22 protein-coding genes and 2 pseudogenes are annotated in these 25,234 nt (G+C 62.5%); 13 read left to right on the top strand and 11 right to left on the bottom strand.

The genetic code is table 11. The features are described 5' to 3' along the window. The first annotated feature begins 38 nt into the window (after nucleotides 1–38). Together V1283_RS05570 and V1283_RS05565 are read left to right on the top strand one after the other, a co-directional pair. Complete coding sequence (locus tag V1283_RS05570; RefSeq protein WP_334385449.1) at nucleotides 39–1,250, top strand: serine hydrolase domain-containing protein; 1,212 nt, start codon at nucleotides 39–41, stop codon at nucleotides 1,248–1,250. 236 nt (nucleotides 1,251–1,486) lie between these two features. Beyond that, the gene (locus V1283_RS05565) at nucleotides 1,487–1,618 is read left to right on the top strand and encodes a hypothetical protein (protein WP_334385448.1); all 132 of its coding nucleotides are present in this window, start codon (nucleotides 1,487–1,489) and stop codon (nucleotides 1,616–1,618) included. Nucleotides 1,619–1,691: 73 nt separating this feature from the next. Here the strand turns inward: V1283_RS05565 and V1283_RS05560 are convergent. Together V1283_RS05560 and V1283_RS05555 are read right to left on the bottom strand one after the other, a co-directional pair. After that, a pseudogene (locus V1283_RS05560) lies at nucleotides 1,692–1,781 on the bottom strand (IS5/IS1182 family transposase); the annotation flags it as partial. 184 nt (nucleotides 1,782–1,965) lie between these two features. Next, nucleotides 1,966–3,933 carry an adenylate/guanylate cyclase domain-containing protein gene (locus tag V1283_RS05555; RefSeq protein WP_334385447.1) on the bottom strand — a complete coding sequence of 656 codons (1,968 nt, stop codon included), beginning with the start codon at nucleotides 3,931–3,933 and terminating at the stop codon, nucleotides 1,966–1,968. 175 nt (nucleotides 3,934–4,108) lie between these two features. Between V1283_RS05555 and V1283_RS05550 the strand changes: the two genes are divergently transcribed. Next, the gene (locus V1283_RS05550; protein ID WP_334385446.1) at nucleotides 4,109–4,303 is read left to right on the top strand and encodes a hypothetical protein; all 195 of its coding nucleotides are present in this window, start codon (nucleotides 4,109–4,111) and stop codon (nucleotides 4,301–4,303) included. Nucleotides 4,304–4,476: 173 nt separating this feature from the next. Here V1283_RS05550 and V1283_RS05545 read toward each other — a convergent pair whose 3' ends face one another. From V1283_RS05545 to V1283_RS44565, 3 genes and pseudogenes are all read right to left on the bottom strand, one after another. Then, nucleotides 4,477–4,638, bottom strand: a complete 162-nt coding sequence (locus V1283_RS05545) for a DUF2934 domain-containing protein (RefSeq protein ID WP_334385445.1) — start codon at nucleotides 4,636–4,638, stop codon at nucleotides 4,477–4,479. Nucleotides 4,639–4,911: 273 nt separating this feature from the next. Further along, nucleotides 4,912–5,658 (bottom strand): LysR substrate-binding domain-containing protein, encoded by a 747-nt coding sequence (locus V1283_RS05540; protein ID WP_334385444.1) that lies wholly within the window; start codon nucleotides 5,656–5,658, stop codon nucleotides 4,912–4,914. A gap of 6 nt (nucleotides 5,659–5,664) precedes the next feature. Then, nucleotides 5,665–5,850 (bottom strand): annotated as a pseudogene (locus V1283_RS44565) (LysR family transcriptional regulator); the annotation flags it as partial. A gap of 129 nt (nucleotides 5,851–5,979) precedes the next feature. Between V1283_RS44565 and V1283_RS05535 the strand changes: the two are divergent. Continuing rightward, nucleotides 5,980–7,023 carry an LLM class flavin-dependent oxidoreductase gene (locus tag V1283_RS05535; RefSeq protein ID WP_334385443.1) on the top strand — a complete coding sequence of 348 codons (1,044 nt, stop codon included), beginning with the start codon at nucleotides 5,980–5,982 and terminating at the stop codon, nucleotides 7,021–7,023. A gap of 54 nt (nucleotides 7,024–7,077) precedes the next feature. Beyond that, nucleotides 7,078–8,043 (top strand): Bug family tripartite tricarboxylate transporter substrate binding protein, encoded by a 966-nt coding sequence (locus V1283_RS05530; protein WP_334385442.1) that lies wholly within the window; start codon nucleotides 7,078–7,080, stop codon nucleotides 8,041–8,043. Between the two features lie 834 nt (nucleotides 8,044–8,877). Here V1283_RS05530 and V1283_RS05525 read toward each other — a convergent pair. Next, nucleotides 8,878–10,914 carry a pyrroloquinoline quinone-dependent dehydrogenase gene (locus tag V1283_RS05525; RefSeq protein WP_334385441.1) on the bottom strand — a complete coding sequence of 679 codons (2,037 nt, stop codon included), beginning with the start codon at nucleotides 10,912–10,914 and terminating at the stop codon, nucleotides 8,878–8,880. A 55-nt stretch (nucleotides 10,915–10,969) separates the two neighbouring features. Next, complete coding sequence (locus V1283_RS05520) at nucleotides 10,970–12,409, bottom strand: caspase family protein (RefSeq protein ID WP_334385440.1); 1,440 nt, start codon at nucleotides 12,407–12,409, stop codon at nucleotides 10,970–10,972. A gap of 230 nt (nucleotides 12,410–12,639) precedes the next feature. Between V1283_RS05520 and V1283_RS05515 the strand changes: the two genes are divergently transcribed. Continuing rightward, nucleotides 12,640–13,035 (top strand): hypothetical protein, encoded by a 396-nt coding sequence (locus V1283_RS05515; protein WP_334385439.1) that lies wholly within the window; start codon nucleotides 12,640–12,642, stop codon nucleotides 13,033–13,035. Between the two features lie 3 nt (nucleotides 13,036–13,038). On the opposite strand, the gene V1283_RS05510 is transcribed toward V1283_RS05515, so the two are convergent. After that, entirely contained in the window at nucleotides 13,039–14,742 is a 1,704-nt protein-coding gene (locus V1283_RS05510) for a ShlB/FhaC/HecB family hemolysin secretion/activation protein (protein WP_334385438.1), read from the bottom strand. A gap of 222 nt (nucleotides 14,743–14,964) precedes the next feature. Between V1283_RS05510 and V1283_RS05505 the strand changes: the two genes are divergently transcribed. The 4 genes from V1283_RS05505 to V1283_RS05490 all read left to right on the top strand — a co-directional run bounded on the left by V1283_RS05505 (nucleotide 14,965) and on the right by V1283_RS05490 (nucleotide 21,187). Then, nucleotides 14,965–16,074, top strand: a complete 1,110-nt coding sequence (locus V1283_RS05505) for a FecR family protein (protein ID WP_334385437.1) — start codon at nucleotides 14,965–14,967, stop codon at nucleotides 16,072–16,074. Nucleotides 16,075–16,150: 76 nt separating this feature from the next. Continuing rightward, nucleotides 16,151–18,871, top strand: coding sequence for an EAL domain-containing protein (locus V1283_RS05500; RefSeq protein WP_334385435.1), 2,721 nt, complete (start codon nucleotides 16,151–16,153; stop codon nucleotides 18,869–18,871). Nucleotides 18,872–19,045: 174 nt separating this feature from the next. Continuing rightward, nucleotides 19,046–20,242, top strand: a complete 1,197-nt coding sequence (locus V1283_RS05495; RefSeq protein WP_334385434.1) for a GNAT family N-acetyltransferase — start codon at nucleotides 19,046–19,048, stop codon at nucleotides 20,240–20,242. Further along, entirely contained in the window at nucleotides 20,243–21,187 is a 945-nt protein-coding gene (locus tag V1283_RS05490) for a cupin-like domain-containing protein (protein ID WP_334385433.1), read from the top strand. It abuts the gene before it with no gap. A 103-nt stretch (nucleotides 21,188–21,290) separates the two neighbouring features. Here the strand turns inward: V1283_RS05490 and V1283_RS05485 are convergent, their stop codons facing one another. Both V1283_RS05485 and V1283_RS05480 read right to left on the bottom strand, forming a co-directional pair. After that, nucleotides 21,291–21,929 (bottom strand): NIPSNAP family protein, encoded by a 639-nt coding sequence (locus V1283_RS05485; RefSeq protein WP_334385432.1) that lies wholly within the window; start codon nucleotides 21,927–21,929, stop codon nucleotides 21,291–21,293. A gap of 99 nt (nucleotides 21,930–22,028) precedes the next feature. Continuing rightward, the gene (locus tag V1283_RS05480) at nucleotides 22,029–22,694 is read right to left on the bottom strand and encodes a DsbA family oxidoreductase (RefSeq protein ID WP_334385431.1); all 666 of its coding nucleotides are present in this window, start codon (nucleotides 22,692–22,694) and stop codon (nucleotides 22,029–22,031) included. Nucleotides 22,695–22,859: 165 nt separating this feature from the next. Between V1283_RS05480 and V1283_RS05475 the strand changes: the two genes are divergently transcribed. After that, on the top strand, nucleotides 22,860–23,042 hold the full coding sequence (locus V1283_RS05475; RefSeq protein WP_334385430.1) for a hypothetical protein: 183 nt from the start codon (nucleotides 22,860–22,862) through the stop codon (nucleotides 23,040–23,042). A 335-nt stretch (nucleotides 23,043–23,377) separates the two neighbouring features. Next, a complete protein-coding gene (locus V1283_RS05470; protein ID WP_334385429.1) occupies nucleotides 23,378–23,830 on the top strand; it encodes a hypothetical protein in 453 nt (150 codons plus the stop codon). A 237-nt stretch (nucleotides 23,831–24,067) separates the two neighbouring features. Here the strand turns inward: V1283_RS05470 and V1283_RS05465 are convergent, their stop codons facing one another. Then, the gene (locus V1283_RS05465; RefSeq protein ID WP_334385428.1) at nucleotides 24,068–24,892 is read right to left on the bottom strand and encodes a helix-turn-helix domain-containing protein; all 825 of its coding nucleotides are present in this window, start codon (nucleotides 24,890–24,892) and stop codon (nucleotides 24,068–24,070) included. Between the two features lie 101 nt (nucleotides 24,893–24,993). Between V1283_RS05465 and V1283_RS05460 the strand changes: the two genes are divergently transcribed. Then, nucleotides 24,994–25,215, top strand: coding sequence for a hypothetical protein (locus tag V1283_RS05460; RefSeq protein WP_334385427.1), 222 nt, complete (start codon nucleotides 24,994–24,996; stop codon nucleotides 25,213–25,215). Nucleotides 25,216–25,234: the final 19 nt, after the last annotated feature.

Raw genomic sequence — 25,234 nt, 5'->3', positions numbered from 1 at the left:
CGGCTGGATGGGCACCATCGGCATACGCGCAAGGGGCGGTGAGCGCACCGGGTAATGGCGGCGCGGCTGGGCCGGGGCCGGTGTTCTCGGACAGCGGCCCCGATGCGGCCGCCTACGGCGCCGCGGCGGGCTATCCGGTCGGCACACGGGCGACCGCCAGCCAGCTTGAAAACCTTGTCGGGACCTACAGCCATTTCGGCGAAATGTTTCCATCACGCCTGGTACGACGCGCGACAATACCCTGGCAGTTCAAACGGGCCCCGGAGCCATCGATCACCTACAGTTTCGGACCGGAACGGCTCTCGATCGCCGACTATCTCAAACGCAACCCGGTGACGGGGCTCTTGATCGCCAAGGACGACACCATCCTCTACGAGCACTATCAATACGCGCGCAACGACCGCGACCGTTTTCTCTCGCAGTCCATGGCCAAGACGATCACGGCGATGCTGATCGGCATCGCCGTCTCCGAAGGCAAGATCAAGTCGATCGACGACACCGCCTCGACCTATGTTCCCGGCCTCGCTGAGACGGAGTATGGAAAGACGTCTATCCGGGACCTCCTGCACATGGCGTCCGGCGTAGCGTTCTCGGAAGTTTACGATGGGCACGACGATGTGGCGCAGCTCGCGCGCGGCCTGTTCGGTGAGTCCGGAAAGGATCCTGCGGCCAGCGTCGCACAGTTCAATACGCGCGCCGCTCCGCCGGGAACCAAATGGCACTACGCCAGCGTCGAGACCGAGATTCTCGGTCTGGTGTTGCGGTCCGTCACCGGTGTGCCCGTTGCCGACTATCTCCACGACAGGATCTGGGACGCCATCGGCGCCGAAGCCGACGCGTCATGGGCCGTCGATGGCACCGGGCAAGAGATTACCTTCTGCTGCTTCAACGCGACCTTGCGCGACTACGCGCGCCTGGGCCGGCTGCTTGCGCATGACGGCGCGTGGGAAGGACGCCAATTGATTCCGCGGCAGTGGCTGCTGGATGCCACGACGGTGAAGCCGACCGATGGCTATCTCGCTCCGGGAACAGCCACTCCATATTTCGGCTACGGCTATCAAGTGTGGCTCCTCCCCGGCGAGCAGCGGAGATTTCTTCTGATGGGCATCCGCGGCCAGATGATCCTGATCGATCCGGCCTCGAAGCTCGTGATGGTGCACACCGCCGTTCGCCAGAAGCCGTTTGAACCGGGCTCTGCCAAAGAGCCGCTTACGCTCTGGTTCGCAGTGCTCGAACAGCTTGGAAAATGACGATCAGATCCGCTCGCAGGGTAGGCAAAGGCGGGTCTATCGCGCCGTGCCTACCATCTATCACCGAACGCGCTTCCTAGCGTGGGCACGCTTCCGCCTTCGCTCGTTGAGCTACGGCGGACAAGTCGCGTTGCCCACGCTACGAACCTTCCAACAGCCCGCCCCCGTAGTTCTCTGGTCTTGCCGGAACAAGATTCTTCTGGCGTCTTGGCGTTGAAATCTGTCGGGAGCGAAACATGCTCAAAACTGTTCTGGTGATGGCGACCATCACCATCATCGCCTGCGCCGCGGTGATCGCAATGCACGAACTCCTCACCCGTGCGCGCCACCCGCAGGCCGGTCCCCCGCCGCGACGCCGCGCGTTTTAACAAACGAGCGGCCGTAGCGGCGGCCGTTGCCATCAATCGATCGCACAAGAGAACCAGGGCGTGGACTTATTAGTTAGCGCGCAGCCAGCCAAAGCCGGATGGATGCAAGCTGGGCGAAGGCAAGGTAGTTCGCTGCAAGCTTGTCGTAGCGTGTCGCGACCCGGAGTTTGAATCACGGGCGTCCGGCGAAACGCAACGTTCCTAGCTCGGCCCCGGTTCGGCGCTTACGGGCAGAAGCGGACATCACCCTGCCGAAAACCCCCGCCAAATCAGTCGAAAATGACCCACAAGAGACATGCAGCAAACCGCTCTTTCGATCACCTCGTCGGCGTGGGCAACCGCGTTGCTCACTCCGGCAGTCCGGCTTTTCGGAGGCCATCGTCGAAATTCCTCCTGAAGGTTAAAAGACGCGCAAGAGCAAGCGGATTGTACGATGGCAACTGTTTTCCCGACTGTCGAGCATGCCATTGTGACAGGGTCCGGATAGGGGCATTGTCGTTCGCCAAATAGCGCTGCATGGCTGCGCGCGCCTCGTCCTCTTTGCCCGCCAGGGCGAGCAGAGCAGACCGCACAAATCCCATGAGCAGAATATCTGGAGCAGGAGCTTCAGCCCGCTCAATCCATACAAGCGCCTGCTCATAGTCCTGCAGCATGCCGAAGGCGAACGCTTTGGAAAAATAAAATATTGGCCCTGCGCGCAAGGGGACGTGTGGACTGAGCCGCATCGCCTTGTCGGCATAGGCGATGGCCTGTTCCGGCTCACCGACAAAATTGTAGGCAAGAGGCAATCCAGGCAGAATGGTGCTTGGAGCTAAAATCAGGGCGCGTTCATAAGAATCGATTGCGTCCCGATAGCGCCCCGCTACCACTAGAGCATCGCCTTTGGCCGTGTGAGCCGGAGAGTAGTCCGGATCGATCTTTATGGCTAGGGAGGCAAGTTCGTCCGCGCGGCGAAGATCAGCTTTCGCATCAAGACTCGCAAAAAAGCCAACGCGGTTGGAGAATTTTAATGATAGGTGGGCCAGCGCGCGAACATTTTCAGGGTCGATTTCCAACGCTTGCTCGCATAGGCGGAAGGCGGAATCGCGTTCCGACACCCACGGCGCTTGCATGAGCGCCGCGGAGCAGCGCCAAGCAAGGTCATCCGCAGTGGGATTGCCAGCGCGAAGTTGCGCCCGGCGGGCTCTTTCTTCGGTTAGTATGAGACCGACCGACAACGCGATGCGGTGAACAATGGCATCTTGCATCTGTAAGAGGTCGGAGCGGTTCTCGTCAAACCGGTCAGCCCAGAGATGTGCATCGCTCTCGGTATCGATGAGCTGAGCATTCACACGCAGCCGGTCGCCACTCGGCTGTACGCCGCCTTCTAGCACATAGCGCACACCGAGCTCCTTGCCGATCTGCCGAACGTTGATTGGCTTGCCCTTGTAAGTGAAAGCCGTTGATCGGGAGATGACAAAACTGTTCCGAAAACGCGAGAACCCGGTGGTCAATTCGTCGCTGATGACGTCTGCCAGATAATCCTGGCTCGCGTCGCCGGATAGGTTGGCAAAGGGCAACACGACAATGGAGAAGCGCTCAGAGCGTTTTGCTAGCTGGTCCGGCAGCTGTGAAACGACGGGCGCGCGGCCGAGGTGGAAGTACAATACTGCGCCGCCAGCGGCGGCGATCAGCACGACTGCGGCTCCGATCGCAGTGATGCGCGTGCTCCACCCGGCGCGACGCACAGCCGACGCCGCATTGTGCGACCGCCAGATTGGCTTGGCGGGTCCCGCATGATCAAGAGCGACTTGGAAGACCCGCACTGGCCTTGCGATGTTCTTGAGTTGCCGTTCGCCTACATCCTCGAAGGTGACATCGAACTTGCCCCGAACCTGGCGGTGCGCGTCATCGGAGATGCAAATGCCACCGGGCTTCGCCAATCCCTCCAGACGCGCTGCCACATTCACGCCGTCGCCGAAAATGTCACCTCGATCGATGATGATGTCGCCGACATTGATGCCCATGCGGAACTCGATCCGCTTCTCATCCGGCACCTCGGTATTGCGCTCGGACATCCCGCGCTGAATATCAAGAGCGCAGCGCACTGCGTCCACTACGCTGCTAAACTCAGCCAACATTCCGTCTCCGGTGTTCTTGACGACCCGGCCACGGTGTTCGGCAACCTTGGGATCGACAAGAGCGCGCAGATGGGCCTGAAGCCGGACGTGCGTGCCCTCTTCGTCCACACCGGTCAGCCGGCTGTAGCCAGCCACATCGGCTGCCAGTATGGCAGCAAGCCGGCGTTCGATGCGGTCCTGCCCCGACGTAGCCATGGCGCTGAACTCCAGCCTCCTTATACACCTAATTGCGGGCCCGTGGATGGACCTGCCGGTAGGTCGCCCGGTGAGCCAGTACTGCCAAACGTCTGATCGCGGAAATGTCCGGTCAGGTCCTTCGCGACATATTGCGCCGCCGCGCCACCTCAGTCGCTAACGGGGCAAAGCGGACATGGCTTATCGTCGCGTCACGCCGACGGATTTATGGGTGCAAGACCTGGTTACGCGTCGTCGAAAAAGGCTATCGCTGTTTCGGATCACCAGGTGGATCATCGCCCCGATCTTTCCGGCTGACGTGTTGAGCACGCGCTTTGGCCGCTGGCTGTTCCTGTCCCCTCTCGTCCCGAACGATGCCCTGCTGCGCTGAGCTTCGGTCCTCAGGCTTCGGCATGCCCGCCTGGCCGCCATGCTTGCCGCCCATGTCCTGCCGGCCTTCCAAATCGTTTTCTCTTGCCATTTGAGAACTCCGGTTGGCCGCAGATCTTGGAGCTGGTGATCGTTCGGCAATGTGCAGGGATCGCCGCTGGTCGTTCGACTGCGTTACAGCGTGTCAGGGGTTCGCGTCGGCGAACCTTTGTCCTCGTTGCGCAGCTCTTGTTCAGCCAAGTGCCAAAACTCGGCTTCTCGATCTTCGGGCCGACCCGCTTGCTCCCAAAGCCGATACGCTCGCGCGTCGATTTCCTGTTTGCTGGGTTCAGCCATTACGTTTTCTCCGGAGTTGGAGCACGGCCCGACCTTTCAGTCGTGGTGGGGCTTATTGGCGGGACCGTACTGGACCAGCTTGGAAACTGGCCTTTCGGATTCAAGTCCGCATGAAGCCACTGGTTCCTCGCCGAGACTGCCCACAAGACAAAGGCCAGGCGGGCGTTACACCGCATGGCCTCTGCCGGGACTGTCCCGCTCCTCGCGAAGATTCCGTCGCCGGTAACATAACCGCGAACCGGCAGAAACGTTCCGGCCGGTGCGGGAGCCCCTCTACCCAATTCTCATTTGCGCCGCCGGTGTCCGGTCAACCTCGGAAGCAACGTGGGTTATGATCTCGCGCAACCATACCAGTGCGGGATCCATGTGAAACGATGCCGGCCATTGAAGGGCTTCGCGAAATGCCGGGATGCGGACCGGCGCCCGTAGCAGCTTCAGCGGAAAGTTTCTTGCAAAGATCGCAGCGAGGCGATGGTGCATCGTTGCGATGCGGTCCGTACCGATTACCATGGCCGCCATCGCGGTAAAGTTCGGGGCAATGACCTCGATCCGGCGTTTATAACCCAACTGGACGAGCGCTCGTTCATCAAACGATACCCCGCGAATGGGTCCGAGCTGAGCTGTGATATGCCCGAGCTGAAGATAGCGGCTGAGCGAGATTGAGCGTCCGATCTGGCGACTTCCGGTCCAGGCCACGCAGCAGAACTCGTCCGCAAACAGATGCTGGCTGGGATGGCCATCAATGAGGCTGGTATCCGGGATCACGACCAAATCGACCTCGCCTCGCTGAAGCTGTTCGTCGACCCGATCACTGAAAGGAAGAATTTCAAGGCAGACACGCGGTGCAGCTCGATAGACGCGCTTCATCACCGCATGCATCAATACGATGCTCGCATAATCGGAAACGACCAGCCGAAAACGCCGCTCCGAGCTCGCCGGGTCAAATTTCGGAGGGGAAATCAAATTCGCCCGGATACGCAGCAGGATGTCTCGCGTCGGCTTCTCCAGCGATTGCGCCAATGGCGTCGGCACCAGCTTTCGCTGTGAAATCGTGAAAATCTCGTCGTTGAAATACTGACGCAATCTTCCAACGGCGGCGCTCATCGCCGGCTGGCTGAGATGAAGGCGTCGACTGGCCGCCATGACACTGCGTTCTTCAAGGATCGCGTCGAGCGCGATCAGGAGATTGAGGTCCAGGCCTTCGAAACGCATGGGATGACATCCATACTGTAAATATCACGGATCAATATAATCTATTTTTCAAATTTCGAAACGTCATCGAGAATGGGCCGCACGAGAAGCCGCATCAAGAAACGGTCGTGCCCAGGGGGAGGAAGCATCTTGATCAAGCCGTGGATTTTTGAATTCATGCAGGCCCCGACCCCGAACGAGGGGGAGGCCCTGCGCGGCGCCATAACCGCCGCTTTCAACGGATGTTACGCATTTTGGCTCGAAGCCGAACGGCTGGGGTTCGAAGGAATATTCTTCAGCGAACATCACTTCAGTCACTCATTGAGCCCCTCCCCCAATCTCCTGATCGCAGCTATCTCTCGACACACCACCCGGCTACGCCTAGGGACGATGGGAAACGTCGTGCCGCTCTATGAGCCGTGGCGCATCATCGAGGAGCTGACGATGCTCGACCACCTGACCAATGGACGCCTTGAGATCGGCTTTGCGGCCGGCGTGCCCCAGGAACTGCAGCGGATAGGCCTTGGAATGGAGGAGGCCCGCGAGCGGTTCAATGAGGCTTTGGAGATACTCGATGCTGCCCTGGTAAACCCCGTCGTCAGCCACAGCGGAAAGTATTGGAAATTCGAAAATCTCAGCCTGATGCCGGGTGTCTTTCTGCAGCCCTCCCCGCCGAAATGGACAACTGTCGTCAGCACGGGATCCGCGCAAAAGTCGGCTCAAAGGCGGTCCAAGATCTGCACCGGCTTCGAATCCGTCTCCCGCATATCGGAAATCTTCGACGTGTATCGGGGTGAGTGCGACCGGCTCGGACTGCCGGCGGGTCCCGATCAGCTCGCCATCCGGCGCAACATCTCCATTTCACGTGATGCGGCTCAGGCGCGGGAAGAAGCCGGGGTCGCGAAGGCGGCGACCTTGAAAGTCATAGCTGGCGATCCGCGCGCCATCGACCGCGCATCCTCGTTGCTCGATGCGCCGAGGACGGGTGCCGGATTTTCAGTGCATGACGACGACTATATCGCGGGCACGCCGGTGCAAGTCACCGAGCAGGTGATCAATCAATGCCGCAAATGCGGCGCAGGCCATTTTCTTGCGATGCTGGGAAGGAGCATGTCGCCGCGCCGCCGCGAATCGCTCGCTCTCTTTGGCGAGGAAGTCATTCCGCAAATGCGACGCGCGCAGATCAGTCGATGAGCCCGGCCGTATCAGGCGGTCATCTATCGGCTGAGACAATCCAGGGAGAAAGACATGAGGGCCATTGTGATTGCGCTCGCTTTCGCTGCGGGCATGATATCTACATCGCTGGCGCAGACTTGGCCCACTCATCCCATCCGCCTCGTCGTCAACTTTCCGCCGGGAGGGGCCGCCGATCTGCTGGCGCGCCTGATAGGTCAGTCCCTCGGTGAAACCTTGGGTCAACCGGTCGTGATCGAGAACAAGGGCGGTGCAAACGGAAATCTCGGCGGCGAGGCCGTGGCCCGGTCCGCCCCGGATGGTTACAGCTTGCTGATGTCGTCAGGCTCGATGGTAGCGATCAATCCGCATCTGTATGCCAGCATGCCGTTCGACCCGGCAAAAGACCTCATTCCCGTCGCTTCCGTCGCGCGCGTCCCGTTTTATCTCGTCGTTCGGGCAGAAAATCCGGTGCAGGATTTCAAGGCGTTTATCGCCGACCTCAGGGCCAACCCGGGAAAGCGCAATTTCGGATCGCCCGGAATCGGCAGTTCACCGCATCTTGCGGCAGAGTTGCTCAAGAAGATGACCGGCACGGATGCTGTGCATGTGCCCTATCGTGGCGCAGCACCAGCGCTCAACGACCTGCTGGCAGGGCAACTCGACTTCCTGTTCGACCCCGGCATCGCCATCGAGCATGTCAAAGCCGGCAAGCTGCGGGCCATTGCGATCGGCAGTGCGCAGCGCTCGCCTCAACTTCCCGACGTGCCGACGCTCGCGGAGCTCGGTCTTGCCGGTTTTGATGCGGACGCCATTTTTGGTGTCTACGCGCCTGCCGGCACCCCACGCGACATTGTTGCGCGCTTGAATACGGAGATCAATCGGGCGCTCGCGACTGTTGCGTTGAAAGAACGCATCATGGTCGTCGGCAATATCCCTGCGGCAATGTCCCCCGATGAATTCGGAGAAAGAGCCCGCGAGGATTCCAAACGGTTCGGCGCAATCATCCGGGAGCGGGGAATCACGGCTGGTAATAACTAGGGTACGTATTCATAAATCTTCGGCGATGTCCGCTTCGCTCCGATACCGAGTTCCGCTTTCGTGCGCACAAGGGACTCAAGCGGGTTGCACGCTTTTGCCACAAGCCGCCGCCCCCACTCGCATTTTGCGCGACCCGTTGGCTCGCAATGATCGTCGGCAAATCAATTCGGATTTTCCGAAATCGTGTCAAGCCCAGGAATCAAAAATATTCCGCTTTCGTTCTCACCCAAATCAGTCCCATAACTCCGCCCGTCTCACCCGAAGGAGGGGCGCTCGCGAACGTCACGAACGCGCGGTGGGATGCGATGGACGCGAATGGCGCGATAGACGTACGCGCCGGAAGCGTACGGCGAAGTCGTGTGGTTCGGGCGCCGCGGTGCTGGCGTTAAGCTTGCGATAAGAAGCGCGGGCGACGGAGGCAAAAGAGCCGTTCTCCGGGAAGAGCACGAAGTAAGCCGTAAAGCCATTGCGCAGGGAAGGCCGGAATGCTCCCGCTGCCCTGTATGCTCGTGTGCACTTTTGTTTGCGCAAATAGCACGCGAGACCGCGGGTGCAGCAAGCACCCGGTCTTCCCTGCGCCCTCTGACTTTCGGGAGGGCCAACGAAAGATGCAAACCTCGGGCGATCAGCGCCGCGAGATCGCGGATGTGTATTCGGTTTTGAGAATTGAATCCAAAAACTCTTCCGTCGTCCCTGCGAACGCAGGGACCCATAGCCATCGGCCGAAATTGTTTTGGTATGGTCGCAGTTATCTTGTCTTTTCCAGCAATAATTGCCGCGGAGTATGGGTCCCTGCGTTCGCAGGGACGACGATGGAATGGTTGTTGCGGGAACCTACGCCCCCACCCTGCTCCGCCGCCAGCGCCAGACCAACAGCGCCATCAGCAGCACCGTGAACCCAGCCGCGATCGCACCGCTCATGAATCGCCCGCCGGGCCGGTCGATGGTGCGCGACCACAGCGAGGGCGCCTCGCCCGGCCGCGCCAGGCGGAACGCCACCACGCTGTCGCCGATGGTCGTGCCCACCTCCGAATGACCGCCGGCGCCGATCGCGACATATTGCTCGCCCTTCCACAGATAGGTCATGGGATTGGCGACGCCCGGCACCGGCAGCCGGCCCTGCCACAGCTCCTGCCCCGATCGCGCGTCGAAGGCGCGCAGATAAGCATCCGTCGCGCCGGTGAAGGCGAGACCGCCGGCGGTGATCGCGACGCCATTGACGAGCGGCGTTCCCCAATGAAAGGCGATGCCGAGCGGCGCGCGGTCTTCCGTAGTGCCCACGCGCGAGCGCCAGAGAATCTTGCCGGCCTTCAGATCGACCGCGACCATCTCGCCCCAGGGCGGGGTGTTGCACAACAGGCCCAGAGGCGATATCGCGACCGCGCGCGTCATCGCAAACGGCGCGCCCTGCTGCCGTCCGAAATCGTGTCCGGGCGGCGGTTTGAACCCATCGGCCACGGCGGCGCGCGGAAGCAGCTTGATGATGTGAATCGCCCGCGAGGTGTTGGCATAGAGGATCTGGTTGACGGGATCGAAGGCGGCGCCGCCCCAGTTCACGCCGCCGCCGGTCATCGGAAACACCACGGTGCCTTGCGTCGATGGCGGCGTGTAGAGGCCCTCGTTGCGCGCCGCCGCGACCTGCGCGCGGCAGGCACCGCGCTCCCAGAACGGGATCAGGCCGAACACATCGTCGGCCGAAATCTGCTGCTGCAGCAGCGGCGGCACGTGGGTCGGAAACGGCTGCGTCGGCGAGAGCTGCTCGCCTTCGGCGCCGCCTTGCGGCACGGCCCGTTCCTCCACCGGCCATACCGGCTTGCCGGTATCGCGGTCGAGCACGAACACAAATCCCTGCTTGGTCGGCTGGATCACGACATCGCGCGGGCCTTCCCCGGTATCGATGCGCGCCAATGTCGGCTGCGCCGGTAAATCGTAATCCCAGACATCGTGATGCACGGTCTGATACGACCAGACCCGCTCGCCGGTCTCGGCACGCAGCGCCACGACCGAATTGGCGTAGTCGTTGTTGCCGGGCCGCTTGCCGCCCCAGAAGTCCGGGCTCGGCGAGGACGTCGGCAAAAACACCAGGCCGCGCCCCTCGTCCACCGACATCGGCGCCCAGACATTGGCATGGCCGGCCTCGACGCCGCTATGCACCAGCGGATCGAAACTCCAGCGCGAACGCCCGGTTCGCACATCGAAGGCGCGCACCGCGCCGGACGGCGCATCGACGCGGCGGTTGTCCGCGATCGCAGAACCGACGACGAGGGTGTCGCGGGCAATGACCGGGGCCGACGTGATCTGGAATTCGCCTGGCCATTCCAGCGGCATCCCGGTCTCGATCCTGATCTGGCCATTGGTGCCAAAATCGGCGCAGGGAATGCCGGACCTCGCGTCGAGCGCGATCACCCGCGCGTCGTTGGTGCCCATGAAGATTCGCGCGCGGCAGCCGGCGGTCCCGGCGGCCTTTTCGTCGACCCAATAGGCCACGCCGCGGCAATTGTAGCGGTTGGCCGGGCGCTGGCTGGTCGAGATCTTCGGATCGTACCGCCATTTCTGCGCGCCGCTGCCGGGATCGAGCGCAATGACTTCGTTGAACGGCGAGCAGAAGATCAGGCTGTCTTCGACCAGCAGTGGCGTCGCCTGAAACTTGGTCCGCTTCATCACCTCGGGCGCGCGGCGATCGAGATCGCCGGTGCGAAACTCCCAGGCGCGGACGAGATTGCCGACATTCTCGGGGGTGATCTGGTTGAGCCGCGAAAACCGCGATCCGCCGCGATCGCCGCCCCAATGCTCCCAGGCGGAAGCCGGAAACGCGATGCCGGCGCAGAAGATGGCAACGATGAAAGTGAACAGACGAACCGGATTTCGCATCCTGCCCCCGCAAGCGCAACACAACGCTTGCGGGATCGATTACCCTATTGCCACGTCAGTATCTACCCCGGCCAACATAGTTGCCGCCACGGCCGCCGCCAAATCCGCCGAGACCGATGCCGATGCCGATGCTGACCGGCGGCGGCGGTGGCTCGTACACATCGCGCGGGGGCACCCGTCGGACGACGACAACATCGTCATCCGGATCGGGCCGGCGCGGCCGCTTGCGATCGACCCGCTTCTTCGGCGGATCCGGCTCGACACGCCGGACCGGGGCATTGACCTTAAGTGGCTGCGGCTGCTGTTGCGGCGGCTGCACGTTGCAGGGACAGGTCGGCCCGGCCAGCGCAACGTTTTGCGGCAGGGCGGCGTTGGCGGCGGCGACGGCGGGCGTGAACTCGGGACGGTTGCGCAGCCGCAGTTCAAGCTTGCGCGCGGTCGCGGAAAGATCGCTATCCGGGAATTTCTCCAGGAACGAGCGATATCCGGACGCGGTATTGATCAGCACGGCGTCGTTCCACGCCACCATGCGCCGGTGCCGAACCAGCCAGTCGCGCGCCAGCCGCCCGAGCGCCGTCTGCGGGAAGAGGCCGGCAAAGGCCTCATACGCCTCGTCGGTGCCGTCGGCCACGATCAGCTCATTCGCCGCCTCGACCGGCTTGCCCTTGAGATCGCGGGTCCACTCGGCGACCGACTTCTTCGGAGTCGCCGCAGGCTTCGATCCTGCGACCGACGTGCCGGAAAAGCGGAAATCCTCGGTCAGCGAGGAGCTGTCCCACGGGGTCTGCCGCCCGTCGGTGACCTTGTTCACCGCAAGCCGCACCCGCTTGAAGGTCTCCTCGATCGGAATGTTCTGCTCCTTGCCGGCCGCCAGCAGTGCGTTGGTATACGGGCTGTTGGAGCCGGAGCCGTCTTCCGCGACCGCGCCCGGCGACGTCGAGAACGACAGGAAGGTGCCGGGAGCGCCGACCTTGGCATCGACGATGGCAAGCCCGCTGCCGGCGGTCTTGAGTTCCGGAAACGGATTGTTGCGGCAGGCATCGAGCATCAGGATCCGCATCTTGCTTGGCACCGACGTCAGCGTGTTCAGGATGTCGTTGAGGCGCACCGCCTGGATCGGAATGTCGGCTTCGCGCTTCGGATCGATGTCGATCGGAACCAGAAAATTCTCGCCGTCGATCTGCAGCCCATGACCGGCGTAAAACACCAGGGCAACGGTGTCGGCGCCCTTGGCCGCAACCTTGCCCGCGAAGTCGCTGACCGCCTCCCGCATCTGGCCTTGCGAAAGATCGGCCGCGGTCGAGACCTCGAAGCCGGAATCGGTCAGCAATTGCGTGACCGCTCTGGCGTCATTGGCCGGATTGGGCAGCGCCGGCACCGAGCGATACGCAGATTGGCCGATCACCAGCGCGAGGCGGTTTTCGGCGGATGCCGAATGCGCTCCCAGAAGAACCGCAGCGGGAATCATCAATGTGAAAAGTGTGTGACGGAACATGATGCGACCTCCGGGCAATGCAGGCTACGGATTGGTCACAGCCCGAAGCCAAAGGGTTCAAGCCGGCGGCGCCACGAGAGGCGTGACAAAGGCCCGATTCAACGGCGATCTTGTCGCAGACCCAAGCTCTGCGACGTGATGCAAATCACAGTATCGGGATTGCTATCTGGGCCTAATACTCTGTCCGGAGTGGCGTCTCCGGGTTAAAACAACCTCCGATGCGGCGGATCGTGATTCACATAGCGCTGATGGCGGGCGCGGCGCTGATGCTTGCGGGTTGCGGCTTTGGCGACGTCCGCTCGCCACTGCCCGAGTTCATGCGCGCCAAGGTGCCGGAGCCGCCCCCGCTCGAGCCGGCACCCGACGTCAAGCGCATGCTGAAAGAGAAACTGGACTCGGTGTTCACGGCGGCTTCGCAACCGACCAATGTCCGCGTTTCCGTTCCGCACCCAAACCTGCGCGGTCCGGGCTGGAGCGCATGCGTCAAGGCCGAAGTGGTTTCGGTGACCGGAAAACCGCTGGGCACGCAGACCTATCGTGTCGAGATTTCCGGCGGCGTGATCGCCGATCGCCAAAAGGTCGAAGCCGAGGACACCTGCAATGCCGAGAGCTACGAGCCGGTCTAGCGGCTACAGGCAGCGCGTCGTCGCCCGCATTGGACAAAGCTTCAGCGCGCTCGTCAGCGAGAACAGCACCCGCGCGCCGCGGGTGGGATTATCTGGCGCGCGATAGGTGAGCGGCGCGGCGGCGCCGATGTCGGCCTGCAGGCCGTCGGCGAGGAAGAAGCGAACGCCGCCGCCGGCCGAGGTCAGCGAAAGGCCGTCGCTCAGGCGGTAGCCGTCATTCCAGGCCACCCCGCTGTCGACGAATCCGTAGATCTGGTAGCCACTTAGATATCGAAGATTCGTCTTCTGGTCGAAGCGCAGCTCCACCGTGCCCGCCAGACCATTATCGCCGCTGATCTCGGCGCTGCCATAGCCGCGGCCGAACGCGATGCCGCCGAGATAGAATTGCTGCGAGATGAAGAGCGGCCCGGACGCCGTCTGGCCGGCCGCGGCCAGCTTGAGCGACCATGCATCCGTCAGCGTCTGGTAACGCGTGAACCAGAAATTCAGCGCGGAGAATTTGCCGGACGCGCCGTCGCGCGACAGATAGTCGTCGTCGCGGTGCGAAGCGCCGAGAATGTCGAGGCCCTGGCGATAATTCACCGTCAGATAATTGGTGCCGCCGAAACCGTCCTGCAGCCGGTAATCCGACGTCAGGCTCGCGGTGCGGATATGGTCGGCGTAGATCGGGCCGAACACATCGTTTTCGGTGGCATTGGTGAAGCCGGCCGCCGCGGTCAGCGCCAGGCTCGATTTTTGCGATTGCAGCGGCACGACGCTGCCGCGAATTTCGAACGACTCGGTCTTGATGTTGTCGCTGTAGAGATGGCGGTAGTCGCCGGGCCAGACCTCGCTGTAGTAGCCCGACGCGCCGATACGGGCGCCGTCGGTGCCGACAGGCACGTCGTAGGACAGGCGGCCGAACGCGAGTTGGCGCGGATCACCGGGCGTGGTCGACAGGTTCAACACCAGGGAATCGCCGGGCGCGAGATAGGAGTTGAACGCCGCCGTCCCGTAGCTTTGCCACGGTCCGACCGACGACGATCCCAGATTGTCGACGCCGAACGACGTGAAAACGTGCCAGGTTTTCAGCGACACGATCAGGCGAAAATCGCCGCTCGCAGTGCCGATCTCCTCGAGCGCGGTGTCCTCGATCTGTACGCCGGGCCGTCCGTTGATCAGCAGCAACTGCCGTTCGAGCGTCGCAAGCCGCGAGGGCTGTTCGGCCAAGACGGCATCGAGCATCGGCCGGACGCCGAATTGTTCGGCGCCCTCTCCCTTCAGCGCGAGCTCCGTGATGCTGCCTTCGATGACTTGAATATGAAGCCGGCCGCGCTGGATGTCCTGTGGCGGAACGATCGCCCGGCTGAGGTGGAAGCCGGCGGCGCGATAGACGTCACTGACCGCAGCAGCGATCGCCGCAAGATCGGCCTGCGATACCTTTTTCCCGACATAGGGTTGATACGCCGTAACCAGCCGCTCCTGCGGTATCGCGACGGCACCGGTGATGGAGACATGCCGCAGCACGAACAGCGGCTTTGAATCCCCCTGCTCTTTGGGACGCGCGAATTGCGGCATCGGCAACTGCGGCCGCGCGGTTGGCCCCTGAGGCGATTGCTGGTCTTCGAAACGTTTTTCGGTTTGCCGCGGATCATAACCGGGCTGGTTCGCCTGCTGAGCCTGCGCCGGAAAACAGGCGATGATGATCCACAGGCCGAGGCCAACCATCGGGAAGCGGTGCCAGACTACAGATGCAGAAACGCGTTCCAGTAGATATACGGATGCACGCCGCCAATCGCTGGTGGGACCCCTAGCCATATGATTTTTAATAGAATTTTATGGTCAATGAATGGTTAACGCAGTTACCGCAGAAGACCGTTCCTGCCCTCACTCAATCTTGAAACATTTCCGGTAAGCCTCGGGACAAAGCGGCAATCGGAAAGAGTTTTCATGCGTGCAATCCCTCACGTCTCAAGAGCACTCGCGACCGTGTTCATGCTGGCGACGGCTTCCGTCGCTTTCGCCGCTGATGGCGGCGACTGGACGGTCAGCAAGTCCTCGGGCGAGGTATGGCTCACCGGCAGCGGCGTGCAGCAGGCATCGTTGAAGCAGGAAGACGCGTTGAAGCCGGGCGATACGGTCCGCACCGGCCGCACCGGACGTGTCCTCTTGAAGCGCGGCGACGAAACGATCCTGATTTCACCGAATTCCGTGGTCGGCGTCCCCGCCCAGAAAAAGGAAGGACTGTCGACGACGATCATGCAGCAGGCCGGCTCGATCCTGCTCGACGTTGAAAAGCGCAACGTCAAGCATTTCGAGGTCGAGACTCCCTACCTCGCGGCCGTGGTGAAGGGCACGCAATTCCGCGTCACCGTCAACGCGGGGAAGACCACCGTCGATGTGGTCCGCGGTCAGGTTGAAGTCGCAGATTTCAAGTCGGGCCAGATCGCTCAGGTGATGGCGGGCCAACACGCGACGGCGTTCGCGAACGGCAAGGCGGGTCTCTCGCTGGGCGGCTCCGGCGTCCTCGCCCCGATCGAGCAAGGCAGGCCGCGCGCGCCGTCGGTCGAGCGCGTTCCGGTGCCGCGCGGAGGCTTTACGGCGATCCGCCACGCCACGAATGGACTGGGTGTCCAGCAGCTGCGGCATGCCAGCGTGCAGCCCGCAAAGCATGGCGTCACCCGCATCTCGTCATCGATCGGTGAAGTCCACTTGAATGTCCACCGCGTCACGCACGGGCTCGCCCGGGACAAGTCGGCGGTGCACGGGGCTGCGCGGAATGCAGCCAACAAGGACACGATCTGGACCTCATCCGATTCCAACTCGGTCATGGCGAATAACAGCCAGAGCAACAACGGTAGCAACGTTGCTGGCAGCGGCGCCGGCGCGGCAGCAGGCAGCGCGGCGGCATCCGGCGTGAGCGGCACGGTCGCTGCCGTCAGCGGCTCAGGTGGCGGCGGGAACGGCAATGGCAACAATGGTAACCATTACGGCGACGGAAATGGAAACGGCAATGGCGCTAACGGCAACGGGAACGCCTACGGCAACAGCAAGAAATAGCCGCAGCCAATCAGACAGGATTGTCAGCTGGCGAACCTGACGACGACCAAATTCGAACCACCAGAATGGTGATAACGTGAAACGATATCGGCCGCATATTTTCGTGATGATTGCCCTCGCAATCGTCCTGGCGGGCGGCTGGCACAATTCGCTTCGCCATGCGTTGGCCGACCTGCGGTTCGCCTGGCAGTCGCGACAGGTCTCTGGCGATATTGTGGTGATTGCGATCGACGCCTCGTCGATCGACAGGATCGGCGTCTGGCCGTGGCCGCGCCTGCTCCACGCCGAGTTGATCCGGCAGCTTCAGAAGGCGGACGTCCAGGACATCGCGCTCGATGTCGATTTCTCCACGCCCTCCGACGCGTCTTCGGACCGGAACTTTGCAGAAGCGCTCGAGGGCGCCGGCGGGTCGGTCGTGCTGCCTTCCTTCCAGCAGCCGCGCACCGACAGAACGACGCTTCACGTCAATCGCCCGTTGCAGCAATTCGCCGAACATTCCTGGCCGGCGCTCGTCAATGTCGAGGTCGGATCCGACGGCCTTGTCCGCCGTTATCCGTTCGGTGAGAAGCTGGATGGCAAATTCGTACCCGCGATGGCTGCCGTCCTCGCCGGCCAATACGACGAAAAGCGCGCACCCTTTCTGATCGACTTCAGCATCCGAACGGCGGGAATCCCCAAAGTCTCCTTTGCCGACGTGCTGCGCGGCGACCCGGCGACGCTGCAAAAGCTGCAGGGCAAGAAGGTGGTCATCGGCGGCACGGCGCTCGAGCTCGGTGACCGCTTCAGCGTCCCGAACGGCGTCATCGTGTCCGGCCCCGTGCTGCAGACATTGGCCGCGGAATCGCTGCTGCAGAACCGCGCGCTGCAATGGACCTCGCCCGTCGTCACGCTGACCGGCCTCGCCTTGCTCGCCTTGCTCATGCTGTTCTCATGGCGCCGCCTTTCCGCCGGCAAGCGAGTGGCGCTACTCGCTGCAACGGCTTTAGCCCTCGAGGCCAGTGCATTCGCCCTGCAGGCCGCGTTCCCGCTCATTCCCGACACCTCGCTGGTCCAGATCGCCATCATCGTCTACATCGCGGCCATCGCGCTCGACGAAATCGACATCAAGGATCTGCTCGGCAGGGTCGCCGAGAGCCGCTTTCAACGGGTGGCGATGTCGCTCGGCGACGGCCTGATCTGCACCGATTCCAATTACCTGATCACGGTCTGGAATCCCGGCGCGACGGCGATCTTCGGCTACCAGCCCGAGGAGATGATCGGCCGGCCGTTTGAATGGATTTGCGCCCGCGATCCCGATACGCCAGCTTTTTCCGTCAAGGATGCCGCAGAGCTCGCTGCCGGCACGGTGATCGAGTTCGACGCACGCCGCAGCGATGGCGAGGTGTTTCCAGTCGAGGCCAGCTTCTCAGGCTGGCAGGGTACTGACGGATTTCAGTTCGGCGCGATCCTTCGCGACATCTCGGTGCGCAAGCGCGAAGCCGAGAGAATTCGATACCTGGCTGAACACGACACGCTGACCGGCCTCATCAACCGCAACACCCTTCATGCCAAACTTGAAGCAAAGATTGCCAGAGCCGGGCCTGACGGCCGCAAGGTAGCGCTGCTGGTCATCGGGATCGACGGCTTCCAGCAGATTAACGACATGCTCGGCCATGCGATCGGCGATCTCGTGCTTCGCGCCATTTCAGAGCGGCTGACGGCGGCGATGCCTGCGGCCGGCCTGATCGCGCGCCTGAGCGGAGACGAATTCGCCATCGCGGTTCCGACGAACGCTATCGGCCAGGACGTCAGCCGCTTTGCCGAGCAGATCGGTGCAGGCTTCGACGAGCCGCTGCTCGCCGGCACGCGTCACCTCCGCGTCAGGGTCAGCATCGGCGCCGCCGTCTTCCCGTCCGACGGGCGAACGGCGGCTGAACTCCTGAGCAACTCACATCTGGCGCTGAGCCGCGCCAAGGCGACCAGCCGCGGCGGTCACGTGCTGTTCGAGGACTCGATCCGCCGCGAACTGGAAACTCGCCTGACGCTGGAAGCCGAGCTGGTGCTGGCCGCAGAGCGCAATGAATTCGAACTGTTCTACCAGCCGCAAATTCATCTGGCCGACGGCAGCCTGATCGGCGCCGAGGCCCTGATCCGCTGGCGTCATCCCGAGCGGGGCCTGGTTTCGCCGGGAGAATTCATGCCTGTTGTCAACACCTCACCGATTTCCGAACGGATAGCGGAGTGGGTTCTCGAAACCGCCTGCGCCAAGGCAGCCGCCTGGGAGCGCGCAGGACAAAAGCTCCGGATCGGCGTCAACCTTTCGCCCTCCCAGTTGCAGTCGGGTGACCTCGCAAGCTCGGTCGCGCAGGCGCTTGCCCGCACCGGTTTGAGTCCAACCAGCCTCGAGCTCGAAGTCACTGAAGACATCCTGCTGCACGACGAGCAGAGCGCGCTGAACACGTTCCTGAAAATTCAGGCGCTTGGCGTTCGCCTCGTGTTCGACGATTTCGGCACCGGCTTTGCGAGCCTCACCTATCTGAAGAAATTCCCCCTCGACGGACTGAAGATCGACCGCTCCTTCGTGTTTGGATTGCTGGCCAATCCCGACGACGCGGCGATCGTCAGCTCGACTATCGGGCTCTCCAAGCAACTGGGCCTGTCCGTCATCGCCGAAGGCATTGAGGACCGAGCCACGGCCGATTTCCTGGTCAAGATGGGCTGCGGAGAAGGACAGGGCTATTTCTTTGGACGGCCGATGCCGGCAAGCGAGTTCGAGGCCAAATTCCTCAACTCCCCCGCGACCGCCGAGGTCGCGTAAGAGCTGGAGCGGCCTGAAAGGCTGAACGATCCGTTAACGCGACCGCTCAAATCCGAGCTTCGCGACAACGCTATTTTCTACCTCTTTCCATTACCGTCGCCCCGTGAACGCGATGGCCAGGCGGCCCCTCATGGTGCCGTCAGCCACATAAATCGCGAACGGGGATACGGGGAAGTGGCTGACATTGCCGACACATCGACAGCTCGTCGTGCATCGAACAAGGACGCGAACGCACACGCGCCACGCTCCGGCGGAGCGTTGACGCCGCTCGCCGGCATTTCTGTAAGCCAATGGCGCGCGCTCTCGACGCGCACCGCCGAGCCGAACGGCTATTATTTGCCCGAATGGGAATTGGCGGTGAACGCTTCGGCGCCGGGCCGCCTCGATGCCGCCGCGCTCGGCGCGTGGCGTGATGCATCCACCCTGATCGGCCTGATGCCCGTGATCTCGATGTGGCGCGCCTACAAGATCCCGCTGCCCGCTTTGGTCAGCGCCGATCCCTATGGCACGCTTTGCACGCCGATGCTCGATCGCGACATGGCAGAAGATGCCGTTAGCAATATTATGGAGCAGGCCCGCCGGGCCGGCGCGCACGCACTGATCTTCCGCGCCACCTCGCTTGATGGCGCGGCCATGAAGGCCTTTGCCGACGTGCTTGGCCGCGACGGCATCGCGCCGCTGGTGCTGCAATCGCATGTCCGCGCCTGCCTCGACGCGACGTGCGACGCCGACGAAATGCTTCGCGATGCCCTGGGCGCGAAGAAGCTGAAGGAACTGCGACGTCAGCGCAATCGCCTCGCCGAGCACGGAGCCGTCAATTTTGACGTGGCGCACACGCCCGCCGACGTCGCTGCCGCGATTGAAACATTCCTGATGCTGGAAGCCAGCGGCTGGAAGGGGCAGCGCGGCACCGCGCTCAGCCAGGATGATGGCGATGCCGCCTTTGTCCGGCGCGCCACGTCAGCGCTGGCCGAGACCGGCCAGTGCGAGATCGTGACCCTGCGGGCCGGCGAAACGCCGGTGGCGGCCGCCATCGTGCTGCGCCATCAGGACCGCGCCTTCTACTTCAAGCTCGGCGTCGACGAGCGCTTTGCAAAATTTTCACCGGGCGTGCAGCTGACGCTGGAATTGACGCGCTATCTCTGCGCGGATCCGGCCATTCGCCTGGTCGATTCCACCGCCGCCCCCGACCATCCCATGATCAACCCGATCTGGCGCGGACGCCTTGCGATCGGCGACGTCTTGATCCCCCTGCGACGCCGCGATCCGGTCGTGTCGCTGATCCGCGCCGCGCTCGGCTTGCGTGGCAGGATCCGCGAGCCGGCACGCCGTATCGTTCGTTTCCTCCGAGCCCGGCAGGAAAAATCCTGAATGAATACGCTCGCCGCCGTCGCGCCCGTGATTACGGCCGATCATCACGCGCTTCGTCGCGATTTTCCGTTCAAGCCGTTCGCGATCCGTCACAAGCTCGCCGGTCACCCGCTGCTGACGCTGCCGCGTATCGCGCAATTGGCCTCTGAATTGCCGCGCGACCTGATCGAATACAATTCCGGCAAGGTCGCAATCAGCCAGGATCCGGACGCCATTCCCTCCATCGACCTCGACGCGACCGAAGTGGTGAAGAGCATCGAAACCGCCGGCGCCTGGATGGTGCTCAAGCGCGTGGAGAATTCGCCTGAGTATCGTCGGCTGCTGGAGGACACCCTGCTGTCGGTGGCCCGCGCCCGCGGTTTCAGCAGCCTGCTCGATGCCGGCTTCGAGCAGGTCGAGGGTTTTCTGTTCGTGTCCTCGCCGAACTCGACCACGCCGTTCCATCTCGACAGCGAGGACAATTTCTTCGTTCACATCCACGGCGAAAAATTCTTCACGATCTTCGACAATACCGACCACACGATTGTCAGTGATGACGAGATCGAGCGCTCGATGACCAAGCATCGCAACCTGAAATATGACGAGAGCTTTGCGCCGCGGGCTACGGAATTCCATCTGTTCGCGGGCGACGGCTGCTATGTGCCGTATCAATGGCCGCACTGGGTGCGCACCGCAGGGTCGTTCTCGATCTCGATGGCGATCACCTGGAAGACGCGCGAAGTGCGGCGGCTTAACGATCTGCACTTCTTCAATTCGATGCTGCGCGGCATCGGCCTGCCGCAGCAGCCGCCGGGCAACCGGCCGGCGCTCGATGCGCTGAAACTCGCGTTCTATCGCACGGTAACGACGGCACTCAAGCCGCTGCGCGCCTCGATGGCGATGCGCCGCTTGCTGCGGCGGATCGCGCTCGGCAAGCGGGCGAATTATTATTTGAAGGGCGTGTAGTAGCAGTCGTAGCCCGGGTGAAGCGGAGCGCAACCCGGGGACCGGTGCAGCTGGATGCGATAACCCGGATTGCGCTACGCTCCATCCGGGCTACGTCAGTACCTCACTGCAGCGGCGAATGCGGTGCCGGCAGCATGATGGTCGAGTGCATCTCCTCGAGAAATCCAGGGCCCTTGCCGAGGAATTCCTGCCAGGCCGGATCCTTCATCGCGTTGCCGCGGGCTTCGGCGCGGGCGTTCAGGCTGGGATAGGCCCAGATGTGGCAGGCCTCGTTCGGCTGCCCTGCTTCGGTCGTCCACAGGCCTACGATCTTTGAATATTTCTCACGCTCCGGCAGCACCGCGGTGAACGCATCGATCCACTGCTTCAGGCCACCGGCAGGCTTGCCCCGATAGTTGCGGAGTTCGTAGACATTGCCCGTCGACGCCGGCGCAACCGGCGGCCTCACCGCGTTCATCAGGCGGACGTCCTGACGCACCAGCAGGGGCCGGATCAACGGCACATACTCGCCGGTCCAGCGCGGGTTCTTAGCAAGTTCGGCCCGCATCCGCGCGCGCTCCTCGAAATCCTTGTAGCTCCACATATGCAGGACCTGATTGAGCGGCCCGATCTCGGTCGACCAATAACCTTCGAGTTTGCCGTAATCGTCCTTGCGGATATCGCGCGACACCGTGCTCGCGGCCTTGATCATGTCGCCGAGCGTGCCCGGCTTTACGGTGTAGGTTCGCAGTTCGTAGATCATGATGCCTCCCCTAGGTTTTTGTTGTTGATTCTGTAGGGGCAACACACGTCAAACGCTACTGCGCTTGCAGAAGGAGGCCCCTCACCCGATACGCCGCTGCTACTCCGCCGCCTGCGCGTTGATTTCGCCGGACACCTGACGGATCGCACGGGCGAGCTGGTCGGCGGGCTGGGCGCCGGAGACCGCGTATTTCTGTGCGAACACAAAGGTCGGCACACCGGAGATACCCTTGTCGGAAGCTTCCTGCGCCTGGCTGGAGATCAGCGCGACATCCTGGTCGGTGGCAAGGCGCTTGCGGACGTCGTCGGCATCGAGGCCGACATCGGCGGCCGCCTGTACCAGCACGTTGACATCCGTCAGGTCACCGCCGTCGCGAAAATACAATTCCATCAGGCGCTGCTTCATCTCGGCTGATTTGCCCTGCGCATCCGCCCAGTGGATCAGGCGATGGCAATCGATGGTGTTCGGCTGACGTTTCACGAGCTCGGGCCGATAGGTCAGGCCCTCCTCGCCCGCCGCCGCCACCACGCGGCCGGCGATGCCCTTGTAGGCTTCGACCGAGCCGAATTTGGCGGTGAGATATTCGTCGCGGCTGATGCCCTCGCGCGGCACCCAGGAATTGAGGAAGAACGGCCGCCAGCGCACTTCGACGGGAACATCAGGCACCAGCGCCAGGGCATTCTCGATCCGGCGTTTTCCGATATAGCACCACGGGCAGACCACGTCGGAGACGATGTCGATCTTCAGGGGTTTTTGGGTGCTCATCGGGGTCTCCTCGCAGAATGGTGCCCGGAAGGTAATCCGATCGGACCGGGAGACAAGGGCAATAGCCGCATGTCTCGTATCACTTCACCTCCGCGGTTATTGTGGCGGGCGGGCGGCCGGCGTTTCTAGAACGCCACGTATCGATTTGAACCGTCGAGCCCTGCAATGACCGCCATTTTCAGGCTGGAAGGCCCCCCCGTTTCGCGCTACCGAGCACGCGGGCGGCCCCTGGTCGCCGGAGATGCTGCAGGGCAGCGCGACCACCGCGCTGATGACGCGCGAGCTTTTGCCGAGGTGCTGCAGGCGATGACCTTCGAGCGGCGCGCTGCGCAGGTTCAGGCGTCATGAGCCTGCGAACCCGCAAATAAGAAGCCATCGACGGAGGTCCGCCTCGGTGCGCATTCCGGAATCACGTCGGCCTCGCTACCGGGCAGGTTTTGGTAAACCGCCTCCGAACACCTGACTACCGCCGGCCCGCGCGCGGCGTATGTCCGCGGTCGCGGGGGCTCGTTGGCGGTTCCAGAATTAACCCGCACCGCGGACGTAAAGCTTAACTAACAAGCTTACCAAGGAGATCCTGTTGCTCGATTCCCCAGAGCAACTAACCGTTTTGGCTGCATTCTAAAAGTTTTTGGAGCATTGCCATGGCGCAGTCGCAGTCAACAAAACCGCCGATTTTTGATGTGATCGATATCGAGCGCGAGATCGAGGAAGAATTTCGAAAACTGCCCTCGACTCGCGAATCCCAGCCGGCCGATTTCGCGCCGCCTTCCGTAAGTGCGCCGGAGTTGTCGATGCCCGACTATGTCGAGCATCGCGCCGGAGCCACGGAGATCGGCAAGCTTTCGGCGGAAGCGGTTGTCCGCGAATATGAAGCGGCGGCGAAAGACATCGAGGACCTGGGCGTTGAACTGGTCGGGCACGTCAAACAATGTGAGGCCATGAGCCGCGATGCGCTCAACGTGATCGAGGAGCTGAAGGAAACCGCAGCGCGATACCGCGAGGAGGCCAAGCGCGTCTTCCTTCATATTGAGAACTGCTCGTTGGTGACCGCACAGGTACGCAGAACCTGCGCCGAAATGAAGGAAAAGATCGCAGTTTCGGCCAGGATTGAAACCAAAGCCAAAGAGAAGTGAACGCGCGCCTATCCGGGCACGGTCCGGTTGGCGGGTAACCTCGGAAGCGCCCTTTGTCCGGGTACCGCGCGCGCCAGTTTTGCAAGTAATGCTTCCGATCCTTCGTCGGCTGGCACGAACATTTCCACGCGCAATTCCTGCAGCGTGACGCCTTGCGGTGTGCCGAGCGATGGCGAAAATCCATCAATACCGGTTATGACGCTGATGGGCTTCGCTGCGCTCTACCCATACTGCGCATCAGGTGAGACTAGCCGCGATCTGCCGCATCCGCTCGGCGGTCAGATCGTCGGCGGGGAAGAAGGTTTCCAGCGCCAGCTCCTGCAGCGTGATGTCGACTGGTGTGCCGAACACCATAGTGGTGGAGATGAAGCTCAGCACCTCGCCGCCCGCGCTCCGCAGCTTGAAGGGGATCGCGACATTGTCGGCCGAGACCGGGCCCGAACGCGCCGGCATCCTGTAGGCTTTCAATTCCTGGTACAGCTTCAGCAGTTCGGGATCGGCCGTCGCCTCGCATTGCCGGTGCAATCGCTCCAAAAGATGCGCGCTCCATTCGGCGAGATTGACCGTACGCGGCGCTAGGCCCTCGGGATGAAAGGCCAGCCGCAGGATGTTGAAGGGCTGCCCGAGCAGCCGCGCCGGGACGCCTTCGAGCAGCGGCGCCACCATGCGGTTGGCTGTCACCAGATTCCAGTGCCGGTCATAGGCCAGCGCCGGATTCGGTTCGTGGGCTTTCAAGACAAGGTCGATCGCCTGCCGCGCCGATTTGAGCGCGGGATCGTCGAGCGAGCGCTGCGGAAAGGCCGGCGCAAACCCCGCCGCGACCAGGAGCACGTTGCGTTCACGCAAGGGAACCTCCAATCGCTCGGCGAGCTTCAGCACCATTTCGCGCGACGGCGCGGCGCGGCCGGTTTCGACGAAACTGAGGTGACGCGCCGAGATTTCTGCATCCCCGGCCAGATCGAGCTGGCTTAAGTGACGTCGCTGGCGCCATTCGCGCAGGTGATCGCCGATATGGACGGGCTGGGTTCGTTCGGCTCGCGCCGTGGCAGCGTGTGCGTTCATGGTGGAAAACCTATCATGCGAATTTCACCCATTCCATTACGTCCGAGGTAATCGAAACAGATCACGGGCTGGATCATCTTAGGCGGCACAGGAGATGACCCATGCTGATGCTTTCCCTCTTCCGCCTCGTCACCGCCGTGATCCCCTGGGTGGTCAATCTGGCCACCTGGTTGCTGGCGCGTTCGCTGAACATGCCGCAACCTTTGGTGCGCGACACCGGCGTCTTCGTGTTCGTGCAGGTGCAGACGATCGAAAACAGGGTCGGCAAGGCGCTCTGCCCGATGCGGCTGATGCGTCAGCTCCGGTCGCTACTGCAGCGCTGATCCCTTCCCCGCCCAAAGT

Origin of the sequence: Bradyrhizobium sp. AZCC 2262, from assembly GCF_036924535.1 — a bacterium.
Lineage (GTDB): Bacteria > Pseudomonadota > Alphaproteobacteria > Rhizobiales > Xanthobacteraceae > Bradyrhizobium.
This window is presented reverse-complemented; position numbering and strand designations above follow the sequence as displayed.

What these genes read in the sequence shown, in the direction of transcription:
- V1283_RS05565 (WP_334385448.1), top strand. Translation starts at nt 1,487, where the DNA reads ATGCTCAAAACTGTTCTGGTGATGGCGACCATCACCATCATCGCCTGC.
- V1283_RS05555 (WP_334385447.1), bottom strand. Translation starts at nt 3,933, where the DNA reads ATGGCTACGTCGGGGCAGGACCGCATCGAACGCCGGCTTGCTGCCATA.
- V1283_RS05550 (WP_334385446.1), top strand. Translation starts at nt 4,109, where the DNA reads ATGGCTTATCGTCGCGTCACGCCGACGGATTTATGGGTGCAAGACCTG.
- V1283_RS05545 (WP_334385445.1), bottom strand. Translation starts at nt 4,638, where the DNA reads ATGGCTGAACCCAGCAAACAGGAAATCGACGCGCGAGCGTATCGGCTT.
- V1283_RS05530 (WP_334385442.1), top strand. Translation starts at nt 7,078, where the DNA reads ATGAGGGCCATTGTGATTGCGCTCGCTTTCGCTGCGGGCATGATATCT.
- V1283_RS05525 (WP_334385441.1), bottom strand. Translation starts at nt 10,914, where the DNA reads ATGCGAAATCCGGTTCGTCTGTTCACTTTCATCGTTGCCATCTTCTGC.
- V1283_RS05520 (WP_334385440.1), bottom strand. Translation starts at nt 12,409, where the DNA reads ATGTTCCGTCACACACTTTTCACATTGATGATTCCCGCTGCGGTTCTT.
- V1283_RS05510 (WP_334385438.1), bottom strand. Translation starts at nt 14,742, where the DNA reads ATGGTTGGCCTCGGCCTGTGGATCATCATCGCCTGTTTTCCGGCGCAG.
- V1283_RS05505 (WP_334385437.1), top strand. Translation starts at nt 14,965, where the DNA reads ATGCGTGCAATCCCTCACGTCTCAAGAGCACTCGCGACCGTGTTCATG.
- V1283_RS05490 (WP_334385433.1), top strand. Translation starts at nt 20,243, where the DNA reads ATGAATACGCTCGCCGCCGTCGCGCCCGTGATTACGGCCGATCATCAC.
- V1283_RS05485 (WP_334385432.1), bottom strand. Translation starts at nt 21,929, where the DNA reads ATGATCTACGAACTGCGAACCTACACCGTAAAGCCGGGCACGCTCGGC.
- V1283_RS05480 (WP_334385431.1), bottom strand. Translation starts at nt 22,694, where the DNA reads ATGAGCACCCAAAAACCCCTGAAGATCGACATCGTCTCCGACGTGGTC.
- V1283_RS05475 (WP_334385430.1), top strand. Translation starts at nt 22,860, where the DNA reads ATGACCGCCATTTTCAGGCTGGAAGGCCCCCCCGTTTCGCGCTACCGA.
- V1283_RS05465 (WP_334385428.1), bottom strand. Translation starts at nt 24,892, where the DNA reads ATGAACGCACACGCTGCCACGGCGCGAGCCGAACGAACCCAGCCCGTC.
- V1283_RS05460 (WP_334385427.1), top strand. Translation starts at nt 24,994, where the DNA reads ATGCTGATGCTTTCCCTCTTCCGCCTCGTCACCGCCGTGATCCCCTGG.